At 61.2% G+C, this 14,391-nt stretch carries 15 protein-coding genes; 4 read left to right on the top strand and 11 right to left on the bottom strand.

What is annotated here, in order from left to right:
• Nucleotides 1-2: 2 nt before the first annotated feature.
• Both EL257_RS03195 and EL257_RS03190 read right to left on the bottom strand, forming a co-directional pair.
• Nucleotides 3-776, bottom strand: coding sequence for a response regulator transcription factor (locus EL257_RS03195; protein ID WP_126359764.1), 774 nt, complete (start codon nt 774-776; stop codon nt 3-5).
• A gap of 125 nt (nt 777-901) precedes the next feature.
• Nucleotides 902-1,372 (bottom strand): prepilin peptidase, encoded by a 471-nt coding sequence (locus tag EL257_RS03190; RefSeq protein WP_126359762.1) that lies wholly within the window; start codon nt 1,370-1,372, stop codon nt 902-904.
• A gap of 75 nt (nt 1,373-1,447) precedes the next feature.
• Between EL257_RS03190 and EL257_RS03185 the strand changes: the two genes are divergently transcribed.
• Together EL257_RS03185 and EL257_RS03180 are read left to right on the top strand one after the other, a co-directional pair.
• The gene (locus EL257_RS03185) at nt 1,448-1,888 is read left to right on the top strand and encodes a TadE/TadG family type IV pilus assembly protein (RefSeq protein ID WP_126359760.1); all 441 of its coding nucleotides are present in this window, start codon (nt 1,448-1,450) and stop codon (nt 1,886-1,888) included.
• Nucleotides 1,885-4,620, top strand: a complete 2,736-nt coding sequence (locus EL257_RS03180) for an ATP-binding protein (RefSeq protein WP_126359758.1) — start codon at nt 1,885-1,887, stop codon at nt 4,618-4,620. Before EL257_RS03185 ends, EL257_RS03180 begins: the two co-directional genes overlap by 4 nt.
• On the opposite strand, the gene EL257_RS03175 is transcribed toward EL257_RS03180, so the two are convergent.
• The 6 genes from EL257_RS03175 to EL257_RS03150 all read right to left on the bottom strand — a co-directional run bounded on the left by EL257_RS03175 (nt 4,617) and on the right by EL257_RS03150 (nt 9,550).
• Complete coding sequence (locus tag EL257_RS03175; protein WP_126359756.1) at nt 4,617-6,605, bottom strand: TadG family pilus assembly protein; 1,989 nt, start codon at nt 6,603-6,605, stop codon at nt 4,617-4,619. The genes EL257_RS03180 and EL257_RS03175 overlap by 4 nt on opposite strands.
• A 237-nt stretch (nt 6,606-6,842) precedes the next feature.
• Nucleotides 6,843-7,400, bottom strand: a complete 558-nt coding sequence (locus EL257_RS03170; protein ID WP_126359754.1) for a DUF4136 domain-containing protein — start codon at nt 7,398-7,400, stop codon at nt 6,843-6,845.
• Nucleotides 7,401-7,427: 27 nt separating this feature from the next.
• Nucleotides 7,428-8,048: a DUF4136 domain-containing protein gene (locus EL257_RS03165; RefSeq protein ID WP_126359752.1), complete on the bottom strand. Its 621-nt coding sequence runs from the start codon at nt 8,046-8,048 to the stop codon at nt 7,428-7,430.
• A 12-nt stretch (nt 8,049-8,060) separates the two neighbouring features.
• A complete protein-coding gene (locus tag EL257_RS03160) occupies nt 8,061-8,810 on the bottom strand; it encodes a methyltransferase (RefSeq protein WP_126359750.1) in 750 nt (249 codons plus the stop codon).
• The gene (locus tag EL257_RS03155) at nt 8,810-9,112 is read right to left on the bottom strand and encodes a MazG-like family protein (RefSeq protein WP_126359748.1); all 303 of its coding nucleotides are present in this window, start codon (nt 9,110-9,112) and stop codon (nt 8,810-8,812) included. The genes EL257_RS03160 and EL257_RS03155 overlap by 1 nt, the downstream gene beginning before the upstream one ends.
• Nucleotides 9,113-9,259: 147 nt before the next feature.
• A complete protein-coding gene (locus EL257_RS03150; RefSeq protein ID WP_126359746.1) occupies nt 9,260-9,550 on the bottom strand; it encodes a hypothetical protein in 291 nt (96 codons plus the stop codon).
• A 12-nt stretch (nt 9,551-9,562) separates the two neighbouring features.
• Here EL257_RS03150 and EL257_RS03145 point away from each other — a divergent pair, with 12 nt between their 5' ends.
• Nucleotides 9,563-9,856, top strand: coding sequence for a hypothetical protein (locus tag EL257_RS03145; protein WP_126359744.1), 294 nt, complete (start codon nt 9,563-9,565; stop codon nt 9,854-9,856).
• Between the two features lie 148 nt (nt 9,857-10,004).
• Complete coding sequence (locus tag EL257_RS03140; RefSeq protein WP_126359742.1) at nt 10,005-11,354, top strand: MATE family efflux transporter; 1,350 nt, start codon at nt 10,005-10,007, stop codon at nt 11,352-11,354.
• On the opposite strand, the gene EL257_RS03135 is transcribed toward EL257_RS03140, so the two are convergent.
• Genes EL257_RS03135 through EL257_RS03125 form a run of 3 tightly spaced genes read right to left on the bottom strand, consistent with a single transcriptional unit; the run spans nt 11,348 to nt 14,373 of the window.
• Entirely contained in the window at nt 11,348-12,223 is an 876-nt protein-coding gene (locus EL257_RS03135; protein ID WP_126359740.1) for an alpha/beta hydrolase, read from the bottom strand. The genes EL257_RS03140 and EL257_RS03135 overlap by 7 nt on opposite strands.
• A 12-nt stretch (nt 12,224-12,235) precedes the next feature.
• Complete coding sequence (locus tag EL257_RS03130; protein ID WP_126359738.1) at nt 12,236-13,030, bottom strand: DUF4123 domain-containing protein; 795 nt, start codon at nt 13,028-13,030, stop codon at nt 12,236-12,238.
• Nucleotides 13,027-14,373, bottom strand: coding sequence for a type VI secretion system Vgr family protein (locus EL257_RS03125; RefSeq protein WP_126359736.1), 1,347 nt, complete (start codon nt 14,371-14,373; stop codon nt 13,027-13,029). Before EL257_RS03125 ends, EL257_RS03130 begins: the two co-directional genes overlap by 4 nt.
• Nucleotides 14,374-14,391 lie beyond the last annotated feature (18 nt).

Genomic DNA, 14,391 nt, shown 5'->3' with positions numbered 1-14,391 from the left:
GATCAGTGCGCGGTCACGTGGTGGCGCCCGGAATTGCTCGGTGACAACGCCAGCGCCAATTGCGTGCGGTTGTGCATATGCGTCAGACGCAGCACTTGCGAGACATAGAGTTTGACGGTGTTTTCGGTAATGCCCAGCTCACAGGCAATCTGATAGTTGGTCTGGCCTTTGCCGACCAACCGCGCAACATCCAGCTGACGTGGCGACAGCTGGTTGAAGATCGCCGGCATTTCCAGTCCCTCGACAGTGGCTGCTGAGTCGTCACTGGCCGGCGCCGGGTTGCGGCGTACTTTATCGAGGTCCTGGTAAAGGTCGTTGATCGACTCGGAGAGAAATTGCAGCTTCTGGTTCAGATGGCCCAATTGCAGGGTTTTCTGCCGTTCCTGCAAAGCCGTTTCCTGGCGTTGCAGACCTTCGAGCAATTCTTCGAGATCAATCGGTTTCTGGTAGTAGTCGGCGATCCCGGCACGTAATGCCTTGATCACGTCCTGCTTGTCGGCGCGCCCGGTGAGCATGATCGCTTCGAACGCCCGATGCTTGCCCGATAACCGCTGCAGTTCCTGCACCAGCTCAATGCCGTCCATGTCCGGCATGTGCAAGTCACACAGCACCAGGCCAATGGCCGGGTCTTCGATGAATTGTTCGATCGCCTGCCGGCTCGATTCGCAAGGCACGCAACGGTAGCCGCTGCTCTCGAGAAACTCGCAGAGTTCTTCAACAATCAGTGGTTGATCGTCGACCACCAGAACTTTCGTTGCAGACGTAAGCTTGTTCACATGCGACTCCATGCCCAGGTCAAAAGGCTGACCGTTCCGATACTCACAGCGCAATGCCGTAACGCGTCACATTGAAAGTAGACTCACTTTTTGACTATGTACATAGGATTGGAAGCGGTCGGCGACTAGTGGATCCAAATCAACGTCAGCGCTGTTCCCGCCAGCACGAAGGCCGCAAATGGCAGCTTTTTTGACATTGCAGGCGCCAGATATCGAAGATGTTCTCTAAGCCCTTGACTCATATGCGGCCAGATTTTTGGCACCAGCACTATCCACAAAACACTGGAGAGCGCGGCACCGATAAATGCGCCGAGCAAATGCGTGCCGTCCGTCGCAAGCGCCAGAGCTGTCATTAATTTCACATCGCCTGCGCCAAAACGTTTGAGCACATATCCGGGAAGGGTTAGCGCGAGCGCCAGCAAAAACGCCCAGGCAGCCTGTGTGGCTTCGGCGCCAAGCCAGGTGTTGCCGGTCCACAGCAGATACCCCAACGCCAAACCGCCACCGCCCAACGTCAGCGCGTTGCTGATGTGCCGTTGGCGGGCATCCTGCGCCGCGCAAAGTGTCAGCCAGACCAGTAAGACAAAGCCATGCATGCGGTAAAAAACGTCCGTTTTGGCCGATTGATTCTATGCTGATGTTACATAGTGAATGTCAGGGTAGACGCACTGATGAAAACCGCCCTCCCCCGCAAGCAAAAAGGCGCTGTCGCGATTGAATTCGCATTGGTCTTCGTGATCTTTTTTGCCGTGTTCTATGGCCTGGTCAGCTACAGCTTGCCGCTGTTGCTGATGCAGTCATTCAACGAATCGACGGCTGAAGCGGTGCGCCGCAGTGTCGCGCTTGATCCGGCCACTGCCAACTACCCCGCCGCCGTCACAGCCACCGCCAGAACCGAGCTGACCCGGCAATTGGCCTGGCTTCCCGGCGCCTTGAACTTCAATGCCGCCGCGGACAGTACCGTCACCTATGTCGGTGGCGTGCTCACCGTGACCATCAACTATCCCACCAGCAAGTTGAATCAGGCGCTGCCGTTTCTGGTGTTGCCGGGGATTGGTTCGGTGCCGCGCCTGCCCGCCACTTTGCGCGCCTCGTCGAGCCTGCAGTTTTGAATTCCGCCGACAAGTTGCTCGCTCGCCTGCTCAATCGACCTTCGGACACACCACAGACCCCGGGCGTCGCGGCAGTATCCGGCGTCGGTCTGCAGGTGTATCTGGACAGCGATGGCTACGTCAGTCATTTCGACGGGCCGTTGCGCCACTCGCTCGCGCAGCCCGTCTCCAGCAAAGCTGCGGCGCCGCTTTCGGAATATTTATTGCCGCACAGTCGCTTGACGGTGGAAGGTCGACCAGCCGACTGGCAAGGGCAGCTGCTCGACCTCGATTTCGTCAGCCTCGCGGGCCCACCGTTGCAGGTGCGCGGCTGGGTACAGGCGCGAGCTGACGGCTGGATTTTGCAGTTGCTGGACATCGGTGACCTGCTCAGCGAACGCCAGCACGCGCGCAGCCGTGAACAATGTCAGCGGCTGGCCACACAGATCCGCGATCAGTTGCGCCTCGGCAGCGTCGCCCGCTTGCCGGAGGTTCTGCACGAACAGTTGCAGCGGCTGAGCCAGTATTTGCATATCCCCAGCCTGGCGCTGGTGTTGCTCGACGAGCAAAGCCAAGGCTGGCAGGTTCATCAGCATTATGCGGCGCCGGGCGCAGTGCAGCTGTGGCGCGATCAGCAATTTCTGGGCACTGCGCTCGACAGCCTGAATGGTGCGCTGCCACAACGTTTGCTGGCGCATGAGCAGCCGCGCCTGAGTGCGCTGATCGGTCCGAATGAGGCGTTTGCCGTGCCTTACCGCGATGCCCAAGGCGTGGCGGCGTGGTTGCTCTGCGCAGGTTACAACGCCGCGAAACAGGCGCCTGACGTCGGCGATTCCGACTGGCTGCTATTGGCCGCTGCGGCAGTCGCGCCGTTGCTCGAGCGTCTGCGCGAGCATCGACATCAGCTGCAACAGGAACGTCTGGAAACCTTGCAAGCGTTGCTCGGCACCGGTTGGTGGGAAGTCGACAGTGCCAGCGCCGCGGTGCAACTGGCGCCGACACTGGCGCAAAGTCTGGGTTTGCCGCAAGAGCGGATTCCGCTCGAGGACTGGTTCAGCCTCGTGCATCGTGCCGACCGCGCGGAACTGCGCAGCCATTTGCAAGCCTTGGAGGATGACGGCACACCGCTGGAGTTGTGCGTGCGCCTGCAAACCGCGGAGCAACCGATACCGCTGTGGTATCGCCTGCAAGGCCGGGCGCTGGGCACTGGCGCCGAACGCCGACTGGCGGGATTCATGCTCGACATCAGCGACATCAAGAACCAACAGCAGCAGGCCGCCGCCGCCCATGCGCGGCTGGACAACCTGATCGCCAGCTCGCCTGCGGTGATTTATGTCCAGCGCTACGATCAAGGGGCGCTGCAGCCCACCTTCTTCAGCGCCAGTCTGCAACCATTGCTCGGCTGGAGTCTTGCCGATTGTGCCGATGGCCGACTGGTGGAACACGTGCATCCCGAAGACCGTCCGCGCTATTTCGAGCGCACGCGTCAGTTGTTGCGCGAGGGTTCGGTGAGCGCTCGTTATCGCGTTATCGACCGTCAGGGCCAGGCGCACTGGCTGCTCGACGAAGCCAAGCTGTTGCGCGACGATCTTGGCCTGCCCGTCGAAGCGGTGGGCCTGTGGCTCGACGTTACTGACGCGACGCTCGCTGCCGAACAGGTCAAGGCCAGCGAAGAGCGTTACCGGATGCTCGTCGAAGATTCCCCGGCGATGATTTGCCGCTACCGCCCAGACCTGACGCTGACCTTTGGCAACCGGCCGCTGGCGACCTATCTGGAGTGCGGGCCGGAGCAATTGCCCGGCGTCGATCTGGGCAACTGGATGTCTGCCGAACAACGCGAAGCGTTCGTCCAGCGCCTGGCGCAACTGACGCCGGAACTGCCAGTGAGTACCGCCGAAATCAACCTGCGCCTGCCCGGGCGCGAGCATGCATGGTGGGTCTGGTCGGATCGCGGCGTGTTTGACGAGCACGGGCGCCTGCTTGAAGTGCAAGCGGTGGGCCGCGACAACACCGAAGTGCGCCGCGCGCAGCAGCAACTGACGCAAAGCGCGAAGATGGCCACCCTCGGTGAAATGGCCACCGGCCTGGCTCACGAGATCAATCAGCCGCTGAACGTGATGCGCATGGCGATCGTCAATGTGCTCAAGCGCTTGAGCAACGGTGATGCGCAGATTGACTATCTGACCGACAAACTCAAGCGCATCGACGCGCAGGTGCAACGGGCGGCGCGCGTGGTCGATCACATGCGCGTGTTCGGCCGCCGCTCGGAAATCGAACAGCACCCCTTCAACCCCCTCGATGCCATCGACGGCACGCTCTCGCTATTGGCCGAGGGCCTGCGTGGCAAAGGCGTTGAGTTGCGGATCAAAGAAGCCGAGTTCCAGACTGAGGTGCGCGGTTATGTCGATCAGCTCGAGCAAGTGCTGATCAACCTGATGGTCAATGCCCGCGACGCACTGTTGAGCAAACGTGAGGCCAACCGCGACTTGCAGCCGTGGATCGCCCTGCATGCCGAGCGCGATGAGCATGTCGTGCGGCTGTGGGTCGAGGACAACGGCGGCGGCATCGACCCGCGGTTGCTGGAACGTATTTTCGAACCGTTTTTCACCACCAAACCGGTGGGCGTCGGCACCGGCCTGGGCTTGTCGGTGAGCTACGGCATCATCGAAAACATGGGCGGGCGCCTGACCGTACGCAATGGCGAGGAAGGCGCACGGTTCTGCATCGAATTGCCGATTGTGTCGAACGATTAGATCACCAGCGTCGGTTGGCCGGGTGGGCGGCAGCTCAGGTTGGCGCCGACGTCGACCTTGTTCAAGGTGATGCCGAGGTTGGCGAGCAAGCCGTCAAGGATCGGGTCGAGTACCGGACTGAGCAAGTTGTCGATGGCCACGCCAAGCGTACTGTTGACGCCCGCCAGCACGTCAGCGGTGGTCGCCAGCAAACCGCCGAGCAGGCTCGAACCGGTGGGTTTGTAGGCCTGAACCTGAACCCCGCTCAAGGTGCCTTTGAGGCTATTGACCAAACCTTGCGTGCCGAAACTGTAGTTGAGCGGCGGCTGCTTGATTTCCGGAGGCTGACTATAGGTGTGGACGTTCTGCGTGCTGGCCACCGAGGTGTCGACTTTCACGCCCAGACCTCCGCCGTAGAACGCTTTGCGCGAGTTCGCATCACAGCTGGGCTGGCCCAGACCGAGCAGGGGGATGGTGCAGGTGATGACCCCGACGTCAATCAGGGCCAAGGGGAGCACGGGAACATCCGCCACCGCAGAGAACGCATTGGCCGGGTCGATTCTGCCCACCTTGAGTTTCACCAGCGAGGAGTTGGTCTGCGTGGTCAGGCTCCGTGTCGCGTCGCTCGAACAGTTGAAATCGGTGACATGGCTGTCGGCGGCCGCGACCTCCAGCAAGACATCGATGGTGGACGTGGGCAGTATCTGCAAATGGGTGCGCTGACAGGTGCCCCCCAACGTGCAGAACAACGAGTTCAGCGTACCGGCGATATTCAGGTGCAACAGATTGTTCAGCGTATCTGTCAGCCCGCCCACCAGCGGCGTACTGGTAATAGCGCTGGCAAGCCCGGCCACGTTGGACAGCACCGGCAGGTTGAGCGAGATCAATGTGCGCACCTGCGCAGTTTTCACGTAGATGCGATTGGCGCCCATGGGATCGGCCTTGGCCAGCATCGGGTTGCCGACGGCTGTGAGCTGCGGGGGCTGAATGACTTTGACCTTCACCGAGCCATTGACCAGCCCCGGAATGCTCAATGGCACTGTCGCTGTTGCAGCGTTCTGGCTGTTGGCAACTTGCACCACCGCTTCGAGCAACTGGAACACCTGCAGGTTGGCATTGAGCGCCGCCGATGTGGCACCAGTCTGCATCTGCAGCAATTGGCCGAGCGTCACTGCCGTGCCGCTGACCGCCGCTTTCAGTCCGAGCAGGCCGTCGACCGCCACACTGGTGGTGGTGCCGCCCTTGGTCAACACGGTGATGGCGGTGTCAATCAGTTGAGTGACCTGAATGTTCTGGCTCAACAGTTGACTGTAATTGCCGGCCTGGACATTCACGTCGATGGCCAACTGATTGAGATAACTTAGGAGATTGATCTGCGAGTTCACCAGGCCTTGCCAACCGGCGACGCTGAGGTTGAGATTGCCGCCAAGCATTTGCCCGAACAACGCATTGAGCGCGGCCGATTTGCTCGCGTCTACGCTGACCAGCGTACTGCCGAGCGTCAGCTGGGCTTGCGGCGGCAGAATGGCGGCGGCGCCAACCGCGGTGGCGCTTAGCCGGGTTGTCGCAGCAACACTTCCTGGAGAAAACAAGCCGTACAGCGCGGCGGCGACACTGGTCGGCACGACGTGGGTGGCGACCACTCTGATCGCTTCTTTTTTGCTGGCATCAGCGCCAAAAGTGCGCAGGTTGTTCGGTGCGGTTTGCACGGTGCCGCAGGTTACGGCGAGGGTTGATCCTTGCGTGACGTCGAAGCTGTTGCGCGCCGCACTGGCGGCAGCGTATGCGCTGGCGCTGGCGCCCGTCAGGCAATCGCCACCACGGGAAATCGACTCTAGTGCGGCGACGTCGACCACCCGCTGCAAGCGGCGCTGTTCCATGTACAACCGACCACTGTCGACCACCAGCACCATGCACGTCAGCGCCAGACCCAAGGTCAGCGCAGCCATCAAGCCAATCGCCCCTCGCTGTCGCGTCGGGCCGTTCAATTGCGGACGAGGCGACATCGCGCACTCCTTTGCCGGCGCACTACCGAGCGCTACCTCCATTGGTGGAATTGAGTGTAGACGGACTGTTGGCAACTGCCTGGCTAGCAATCGAAGACAAGGGGCTCATGCCCAGCCCTGTGTAGGAGCTGCCGAAGGCTGCGATCTTTTGATCCTGATCTTGATCTCGGTTTTGAAAAACGAGATCAAAAGATCGCAGCCTTCGGCAGCTCCTACACGGGGATTTGTGTGTGGGGCTTAGCGTGGTGGATAGTTGGCGAGGATCCGGGCGACGGTCTCGCGAATCGCATTGCTGCGATCGTCCGGGTTCGGGCGGCTGGCAAGCATCTGCTCATCGCTGCCACGCCAGACCAGTTTGCCGTCCTTGCCGTCGAGCAAGTCGATCTGAATGGTCGCGACCTTGTAGGTGATGTTGCGCGTTTCGTTGTACATCGGTGCGCCCCAATAGCCATTCCACGGGCCACCCCACCCGCCGCCGTAGTTGGTAGTCACTTGCTGCTGACGATCCTCGACGATCAGGTAAGTCTGCACACTCAAATCGGCCTTGGCACCAGCCGCAGCAGGACGCAAGCCACGTTGATCGAGCTGGTCGGCGACCGACTGGCGGATGCGTTGCTCGGTCAGATCACTCTTGATGCGCGGGTCATCGGGGCGATATTGCAGGGCGGGATCTTTCCAGCTCCAACTGCGATAAGCCGCGAAGTCGCGGCTGGCATCGAAGTCATGATTGACCTGGTTGGAAGCGCAGGCGCTAAGCAGCGCGGCCATGGCCAGTAAAGCGAGACGGCGCAACATGATCTTTCTCCACTCATAGGCAGGAAGCTAACTCGGAGGATACGCCGACAGGGCTTTTTCCACAGCCTCGCGAATCGAATCGGTGCGTTCGATCTGACCACCTCGGGCCCCGGTTTCAGCGCTGGCACTCCACACTGGCTGGCCGGTGCCGGCATCGAACAGATCGACCTGCACAACCACGACCTGTTCCGAATAGGTGCGCACGATCGGCACGCTGTTATACATGCCATAACCGCGCCCGTAACGATCGTAGCCGCTGTACCCGCCGTATCCACCGTAGTAGCCGTAATCGTCCCGCTCCTGGCGCAAGCGGGTTTGCAGGCTCAATTGAGCGCTGACCAACAAATCAGCCGGACGGTTGTCATGCAACGGCCGCAGGCCACGCTGATCCAGCGCATTGCTCACGGCTTCGGCTACCTGCGCCGAATCCGCCCACGCCGTGCCGGGCGGCAATTGGCCATTGAGCCAAGCCCAGCTGCGATAGCGCCCGTAATCGCGCGGCGCTGCCGGATATGCGCTGCGGTCAAAGGTGTTGGCAGCATGCGGCGGCGCTGGCGGCAAAGGCCGCGACTGCGCCACGTACGGGTTGCTGCCCTGGCAGGCAGCCAACCCCAGACAGATCAGCATTAATCCGCAGTGAGCTTTCATTTCGCACTCCGTTCAGACCGGCCGACAGATCCAGTGCAGATAACGCCCAAGCCCGGCGAAGCTTGGGTGGCGACGGTGAGCGAGCTCCATCTCGAGCAAATCCACAAGTTCGGCGCGGGCCTGGAACTCCACCGGCATGTAGTCGTGGAAAACCCGGATCCCGCTCTGGGTTTCGACCTGCCACAGGCCTTCGAGTTGCGTTGCCAGTTCCCGCGGATCGAGCGGTTGCTGCGGGGTCAGGCTCTGCTTTTCGCCGGCCATGGTGTTTTTGCGCATTTTCTTGAAATGGCCTTTGAGCAGATTGCGGTAGATCAGCGCGTCGCGGTTGTAGAACGCCAGCGACAACCAGCCGCCGGGCTTGGTCAGTCGATGCAGCACCGGCAGAATCGCGTGGGGTTCGGCCAGCCATTCGAGCACGGCGTGGCAGATCACCAGGTCATACGGTTCGGGGAGCTGGCCGGGCAGTTCTTGCCACGGCGCCTGGATGAACGTTGCGGTTTGTCCGGCTTCGGCGAAACGCTGGCGCGCACCTTCGAGCATCGGTTCGGCCGGTTCGGTGAAGGTCACTTGATGGCCGCGCTCGGCGAGCCACAGCGACATGTGACCGAGACCACCGCCGATATCGAGCACCCGCAGCGGGCGATCCGGCAACGCTTCAGCGAGGTCGGCCTGCAACACCGCGAGGCGAATCGCACCTTTGGCGCCGCCATAGATTTTTTCGGCGAAACGCGTCGCCAACTGATCGAAATGCCGGTCGCTCATCAGCTGAACCGCCGTTCGCTGTCGGCGAGCTTGGCCCGTACCACTTCATTCATGTCCAGGCCCAGCTCGCTGCACAGCAGCAACAGGTACAGCACGATATCGCCGACTTCCTGGCCGGCGTGGGCGAGTTGGTCGGCGGACAACTGGCGCGACTGGTCTTCCGTCAGCCACTGGAAGATTTCCACCAGTTCGGACATCTCGACGCTGGCGGCCATGGCGAGGTTTTTCGGGCTGTGAAATTGCCGCCAGTCATTGCGATCGCGAATGGCGTGCAGGCGTTCGGTCAGTTCAACAAGGTTCATCGGGTTCTCCTGAAGGCGTATAGCTTCAAGCGGATGCCAGCTGAAGGCAAGGCCCATGTAGGAGCTGCCGCAGACTGCGATCTTTTGATCTTGAGCTCAAAAAAACAACATCAAAAGATCGCAGCCTGCGGCAGCTCCTATACGGAATCAGAGTTCGTAGCTGAAACTGATGCTGCGGGTCCTGCGGTTGAACGTATCGAGAGCGTCAGAATAGACAGTGGGGCGCGGGGCTGAATTGTTACCCGGATTGACCGCCAGCAAACAACCTGTAGGAGCTGCCGAAGGCTGCGATCTTTTGATCTTGATCTGCAAAAACAACATCAAAAGATCGCAGCCTGCGGCAGCTCCTACAGGTTTTCCGTTCGGCGCGGCGTTGAGCCATACTTCGGGCACGGAACTCGGCCACGTCAATGGCTGCCCAAGGATCAGCTCTTTCATCAGGATGCACACATGCAGGTAGAAAGCTTTTTCGAATGGCTCGGCCAGGCGCTCGGGTCGGTCATCCGCTTTATCGTCGATGGCCTCAGCGGGCTTTTCAATATGCTGAGCAATGCCGGCGGCAACTTCGTCGACGGTCTGGCGAAGACGCTGGGAATGGACACATCGATCATCAGCATCATCGCGCTGATCGTCGGGCTGATGCTGTTGTGGTCGGCGATCCGCGCGTTCATGAACGCGTCAATCATCGCCGGGATCATCTGGCTGCTGTTGGGGTTGTGGTTGTTGAGCTGGATTATCCACTGACACCATAAAACCCTGTAGGAGTGAGCCTGCTCGCGATAGTGGTGGGTCATTCGACGCTGTTGTCACTGGGCCGACCTATCGCGAGCAGGCTCACTCCTACAAGGGATCGCGTTAATCGTTACAATCCCCGCTCCCCCAAGGAGCCTGCATGTCCAACCTGATTACCGACTGGCGCGATCGCTCGACCCATCGCAAGGTCTGGGCGCTCGCCGCGCCGATGATCCTGTCGAATATTTCCGTACCGCTGGTGGCGCTTGTCGACAGTACCGTTGTCGGCCATTTGCCCCATGCCCATCAATTGGGCGCCGTAGCGGTCGGCGCCAGCCTGTACACGTTTCTTGCCTGGGCCATGGGCTTCCTGCGCATGGGCACCACCGGATTCGCCGCGCAAGCCGCCGGACGTAGCGACGGTGCGGCGCTGCGCCAGATTCTCTTGCAGGGTTTACTGCTGGCGATGGGCCTGGCGCTGGTCTTGGGCACGCTCGGCGTACCGCTCAGCGGCGTTGCGCTGCACTTCATGCAACCGTCTGCGGAGCTCGATCAACTGACTCGCGACTTCTTCCATACGCGGTTGTTTGGCCTGCCGGCAGCGCTCGCCAGTTACGCATTGGTCGGCTGGTTTCTCGGTACGCAAAACGCCCGGGCGCCGCTGGCGATTCTGCTGACCACCAATCTGATCAACATCGCGCTCAATCTGTGGTTCGTCATCGGTCTGGATTGGGGTGTGGTCGGTTCGGCGCGCGCCTCGGTGATTGCCGAGTGGAGCGGCGCCCTGCTCGGCTTGCTGCTGACGCGCAAGGCCTTGCGCGCATATCCGGGGCACATCGTCTGGGCGGCGTTACAGCGTTGGCAGAGCTGGCGTCCGTTGCTGGCGGTCAATCGCGACATCTTCATCCGCAGCCTGGCGCTGCAATCGGTGTTTTTCATGATCACCGTTCAGGGCGCGCGGCTCGGCGATGCGACGGTCGCTGCCAATGCGCTGCTGCTCAACGGCTTGCTGCTCACCGCACACGCACTGGACGGTCTGGCTCATGCGGTTGAAGCGTTATGCGGCCATGCCATCGGCGCCCGGGACCGCCTGGCCTTGCGCCGCTCTCTGGTGATTGCCGGTGGCTGGTCACTGATTGCCAGTCTGGGCTTTGCCGCCCTGTTTATGCTGGCCGGGCATTTGTTCATCGAAATGCAGACAGATATCCAAAGTGTGCGCGAAACAGCCTTCATCTACTTGCCCTACCTCGCCGTGCTGCCTTTGATCGCTGTGTGGAGTTATCTGCTCGACGGCCTGTTCATCGGTGCTACCCGTGCGCGGGAAATGCGCAACGGCATGCTGCTGACCGTTGCCCTGCTCCTGCCGTTCGCCTGGGCGCTGCAAGCTCTGGGCAATCACGGGTTGTGGCTGTCGTTCCTGTTGTTCATGGTGTTGCGCAGCCTGACACTGGGCGCAATCGCCTGGTATCTCAAACGAAGCGATGGCTGGTTCAGCGGCGCCGCTCACTGACCCGGCGTGTGCTTGATGAAACCGACGATTTGCTCCAGCACAGGCGCCAGGTGCCGCAACGGCCGCGACAATGCCGCCACCAGCGTCACGTGGCCGGGGCGCGAGTAATACAGGTCCTGCACCGGCACCTGCGCCTCGCGCAGTTTTTTCGCGAGGCCGCCGGTGTTGCGTGTCGGGTTGACCAATTCATCCTCGGTCGCGGCGATCAGCAAGGCTGGCGGCGCACCCCGACGGACCTGATTGATTGGCTGCGATTGCGCCGGTGAGTCCGGCCAGAAAAACACCGGGCGCACGTCGGGGTTCTCGATCGGCAGAAAATCGTACGGCCCGGCCAGACCGATCCAGCCACTGAGATCCCTCGTCGACATGCCCACCGCTGCCAGCAGCCGCGGGTCCAGCGCCAGCATCGCCGCGTTGTAGGCGCCAGAGCTGTGGCCCATCAGATACAAGCGCTGCGGGTTGCCGGAAAACGTGGAGATGTGGGTGCGGGCCCACGCCACAGCAAGTGCGCCGTCCTCAAGAAACAATGGATAGCGCACTTGCGGATACAGCCGATAGTCAGCGATGACCGCGACAATCCCCTGCGAGGCCAATGCCTCGCCGACGAAGGTGTAATCCTCGCGCACGCCACTGTTCCAGCTGCCACCGTAAAAAAACAGCACTACCGGCGCGTCATCGAGCGGATGCCGGGGGACATAAACGTCGAGCTTCTGCCGCGGATCCTCACCATAGGCAATCCCGGCGGTGCGGGTGAAGGACGCCTGCGGGGTCAGCGCATTGAGCAGCCCGACCGGCGAGCAACCGCCAAGGCCAAGCAACAACAGCCCGCCGATCAATGCGCCGAACCAGGGTCGGAGTGTACCTGCCATAAACGGTTTGCCTCAGGGGTGGTCGTTCTGCCATTGGCTGCGCAGGTCGTCGAGTCGGTCCTGCTGCGGCAGCCCTTCCGGCAGCAGCGGCAGAACCTTTCGCGGGTGTTGCAAGCGTAGCCATAGCCATTCATCGAGTACGCTGCGATCAGTGAATCCCAGCATCAGCCCCTGTTGGGCATGGCTCCATAACTGTGGATAAGCGACACCCATCGATTGACTCCAGCGGTAGGCATGTTGTTCCAGCAAACAGGTTTGCAGGCGTTCGCGCTGGCGCGGGCTGAGTGATTCCTCAACGCCGAGGCGCGCGACTGCCAAGCCTGGATTGTGCAGTTGCTGCCAGCCTTCACTGCCAACTGCGCGGTCCGCCCAGGTGCCCCCGAACCAGGTCACGTGCTGGACAGGCCCGAGCCAACGGCTCAATTCGCGGGCATCACAGGCATCGAAAAAGTAGCTGGCGGTCTGACGGTTGTAGAAACCCAGCAGCGCGCGGTGACTGAGGCCCAGGGAAACCGTGAGCATCCGGCGCAAATGCGCAAGCAGTTCTTCGCCGGGCCTTGAGCTGTGCAGCAACAAGCCGCGCCAGGTCTGCGGATCGCGCTGACATAGCGAATTCAAGGCCGGGCAACCTTGCAAACTGATCAATTGCGGCCCGAGCTCACGCGCCGACTGAAATTCGGTGTCGTCAAACAGCCAGAAGCTTTGCACACCGGCAAACCCCTGACGCAGCGTCTGCACCGCCCTCGGGCTATCCACCCGGTCAAGTAATAACCACTGCGCATCCATATCGAGCCTTGCGCCACTCATTGCCCGCCACTCTGTTCGAGGGTGGCGACCAATCGGCAGGTGCACACCGAATGCGCACAGTGATTGAAACTGCCGCCCCCGGGAATCAGACACAACAACAGCAACGGCTCAGCCGATTGCAGCAGGCGTAGCGTGCTGTCGCTCAGGCTCATTGGCAAGACAGGCGATGGCGGCTGGTCTTCGTGGTCGACGCTGGCGACAGGGTTTTGCAAGATGCCACTGATGATTGGCTGATCCGGGTCACCCTCGAGAAAACTCACCACCACTTCGACACCCTCGCCCAGTATGGCGCTCGGTGCCTGCTGCAGCGACGGAGCCAACGGTAGCCAGCAATGGCTGGGGGCGGCACCTTCGCCTTGATACAGCCAATCGAATTGCACCGCGACCGGGCGCGAGTGATCGGGGCGCGGCTCGTCGACTTCCACCACCCAGGCCCGTTGCAGGCTGTGCATGCGTCGCCTCGAGGACGCGGCCGTCGGCGCCAATGCTGACGCTTGCTCAAGGGCAAAAATCTGGTTGCTGTAGACCGGTTCCATGAGTTGATCGGCGTGATGCTCCACCCGGGTCAATAACCAGCGACGATTGCATTCGGCTAGAGGATGACCGGTCAGCGGCAACCATTGACCACTGCGCAGCCCGGCCAGATGGGTCTGGCCTTGCGCTGTGCGCAGCGGCGCCGTTGCCGGGACGTGCTGCACCTTGTCCTGCAACTGCCACTGCCGAACAGCGGGGACGGCCTCTTCGCCCGCAACGGCAAACCGTGCCACAGCGGTTGTCGGCAGGCCGGCAGGATCGTCGCCGAATACCAGGCAATGCCCATCGCGCCGGTGTTCGAAGTAATAATGAAGACGCGCCTGGGCGCACAAGCGCTGGAGAAACTGCAGATCCGATTCGCAGTATTGAGTGCAAAACGTGCCGGGGGAATATTTGGCGCAGCAGTCGAAGCGGCGCTGAGCGCCTGTGATTCCGTGTTCCTTGAGCACTTGATCAAGCATCTGCACCACGGATTTACCGCTGAAGATGCGCTGGCTGAACCGTAGCGCCAGGCAACTCAATTTCGGCCCGAGCTGAACCCGACATAACCGCGAGCTACTGCCGTGCTCGTGCTGGAGCAGACTCTGCAACTGGCCGTGCACGCCCTCATGCGCGGCGCCAAAACACAGAAATGCCGATCGGTGCAACAAACTGGCAAGGTCCAGATGCGCATCTTCGACCAACACATCGATTTCAAACGCGAAGGGCTCGCTGAGGGCCTCGTTACCGGTAAAGGCCAGGACTTCGAAGGGAGCGGACAGACCCGCTACATCGAGACGAAACGACGACTCGTTGGTGGGATCGAACATTGGCGGATCTCTACAGGA

This window comes from Pseudomonas fluorescens (genome assembly GCF_900636825.1).
In the GTDB taxonomy this organism is placed as follows: Bacteria; Pseudomonadota; Gammaproteobacteria; order Pseudomonadales; family Pseudomonadaceae; genus Aquipseudomonas; species Aquipseudomonas fluorescens_BG.
This window is presented reverse-complemented; position numbering and strand designations above follow the sequence as displayed.

Excerpts from the sequence above, each read along its gene's own strand:
- EL257_RS03150 (WP_126359746.1), bottom strand. The coding sequence starts at position 9,550 with ATGAAAGAGCTGATCCTTGGGCAGCCATTGACGTGGCCGAGTTCCGTG.
- EL257_RS03145 (WP_126359744.1), top strand. The coding sequence starts at position 9,563 with ATGCAGGTAGAAAGCTTTTTCGAATGGCTCGGCCAGGCGCTCGGGTCG.
- EL257_RS03160 (WP_126359750.1), bottom strand. The coding sequence starts at position 8,810 with ATGAGCGACCGGCATTTCGATCAGTTGGCGACGCGTTTCGCCGAAAAA.
- EL257_RS03165 (WP_126359752.1), bottom strand. The coding sequence starts at position 8,048 with ATGAAAGCTCACTGCGGATTAATGCTGATCTGTCTGGGGTTGGCTGCC.
- EL257_RS03130 (WP_126359738.1), bottom strand. The coding sequence starts at position 13,030 with ATGAGTGGCGCAAGGCTCGATATGGATGCGCAGTGGTTATTACTTGAC.
- EL257_RS03135 (WP_126359740.1), bottom strand. The coding sequence starts at position 12,223 with ATGGCAGGTACACTCCGACCCTGGTTCGGCGCATTGATCGGCGGGCTG.
- EL257_RS03185 (WP_126359760.1), top strand. The coding sequence starts at position 1,448 with ATGAAAACCGCCCTCCCCCGCAAGCAAAAAGGCGCTGTCGCGATTGAA.
- EL257_RS03140 (WP_126359742.1), top strand. The coding sequence starts at position 10,005 with ATGTCCAACCTGATTACCGACTGGCGCGATCGCTCGACCCATCGCAAG.
- EL257_RS03155 (WP_126359748.1), bottom strand. The coding sequence starts at position 9,112 with ATGAACCTTGTTGAACTGACCGAACGCCTGCACGCCATTCGCGATCGC.
- EL257_RS03175 (WP_126359756.1), bottom strand. The coding sequence starts at position 6,605 with ATGTCGCCTCGTCCGCAATTGAACGGCCCGACGCGACAGCGAGGGGCG.
- EL257_RS03170 (WP_126359754.1), bottom strand. The coding sequence starts at position 7,400 with ATGTTGCGCCGTCTCGCTTTACTGGCCATGGCCGCGCTGCTTAGCGCC.
- EL257_RS03125 (WP_126359736.1), bottom strand. The coding sequence starts at position 14,373 with ATGTTCGATCCCACCAACGAGTCGTCGTTTCGTCTCGATGTAGCGGGT.
- EL257_RS03190 (WP_126359762.1), bottom strand. The coding sequence starts at position 1,372 with ATGCATGGCTTTGTCTTACTGGTCTGGCTGACACTTTGCGCGGCGCAG.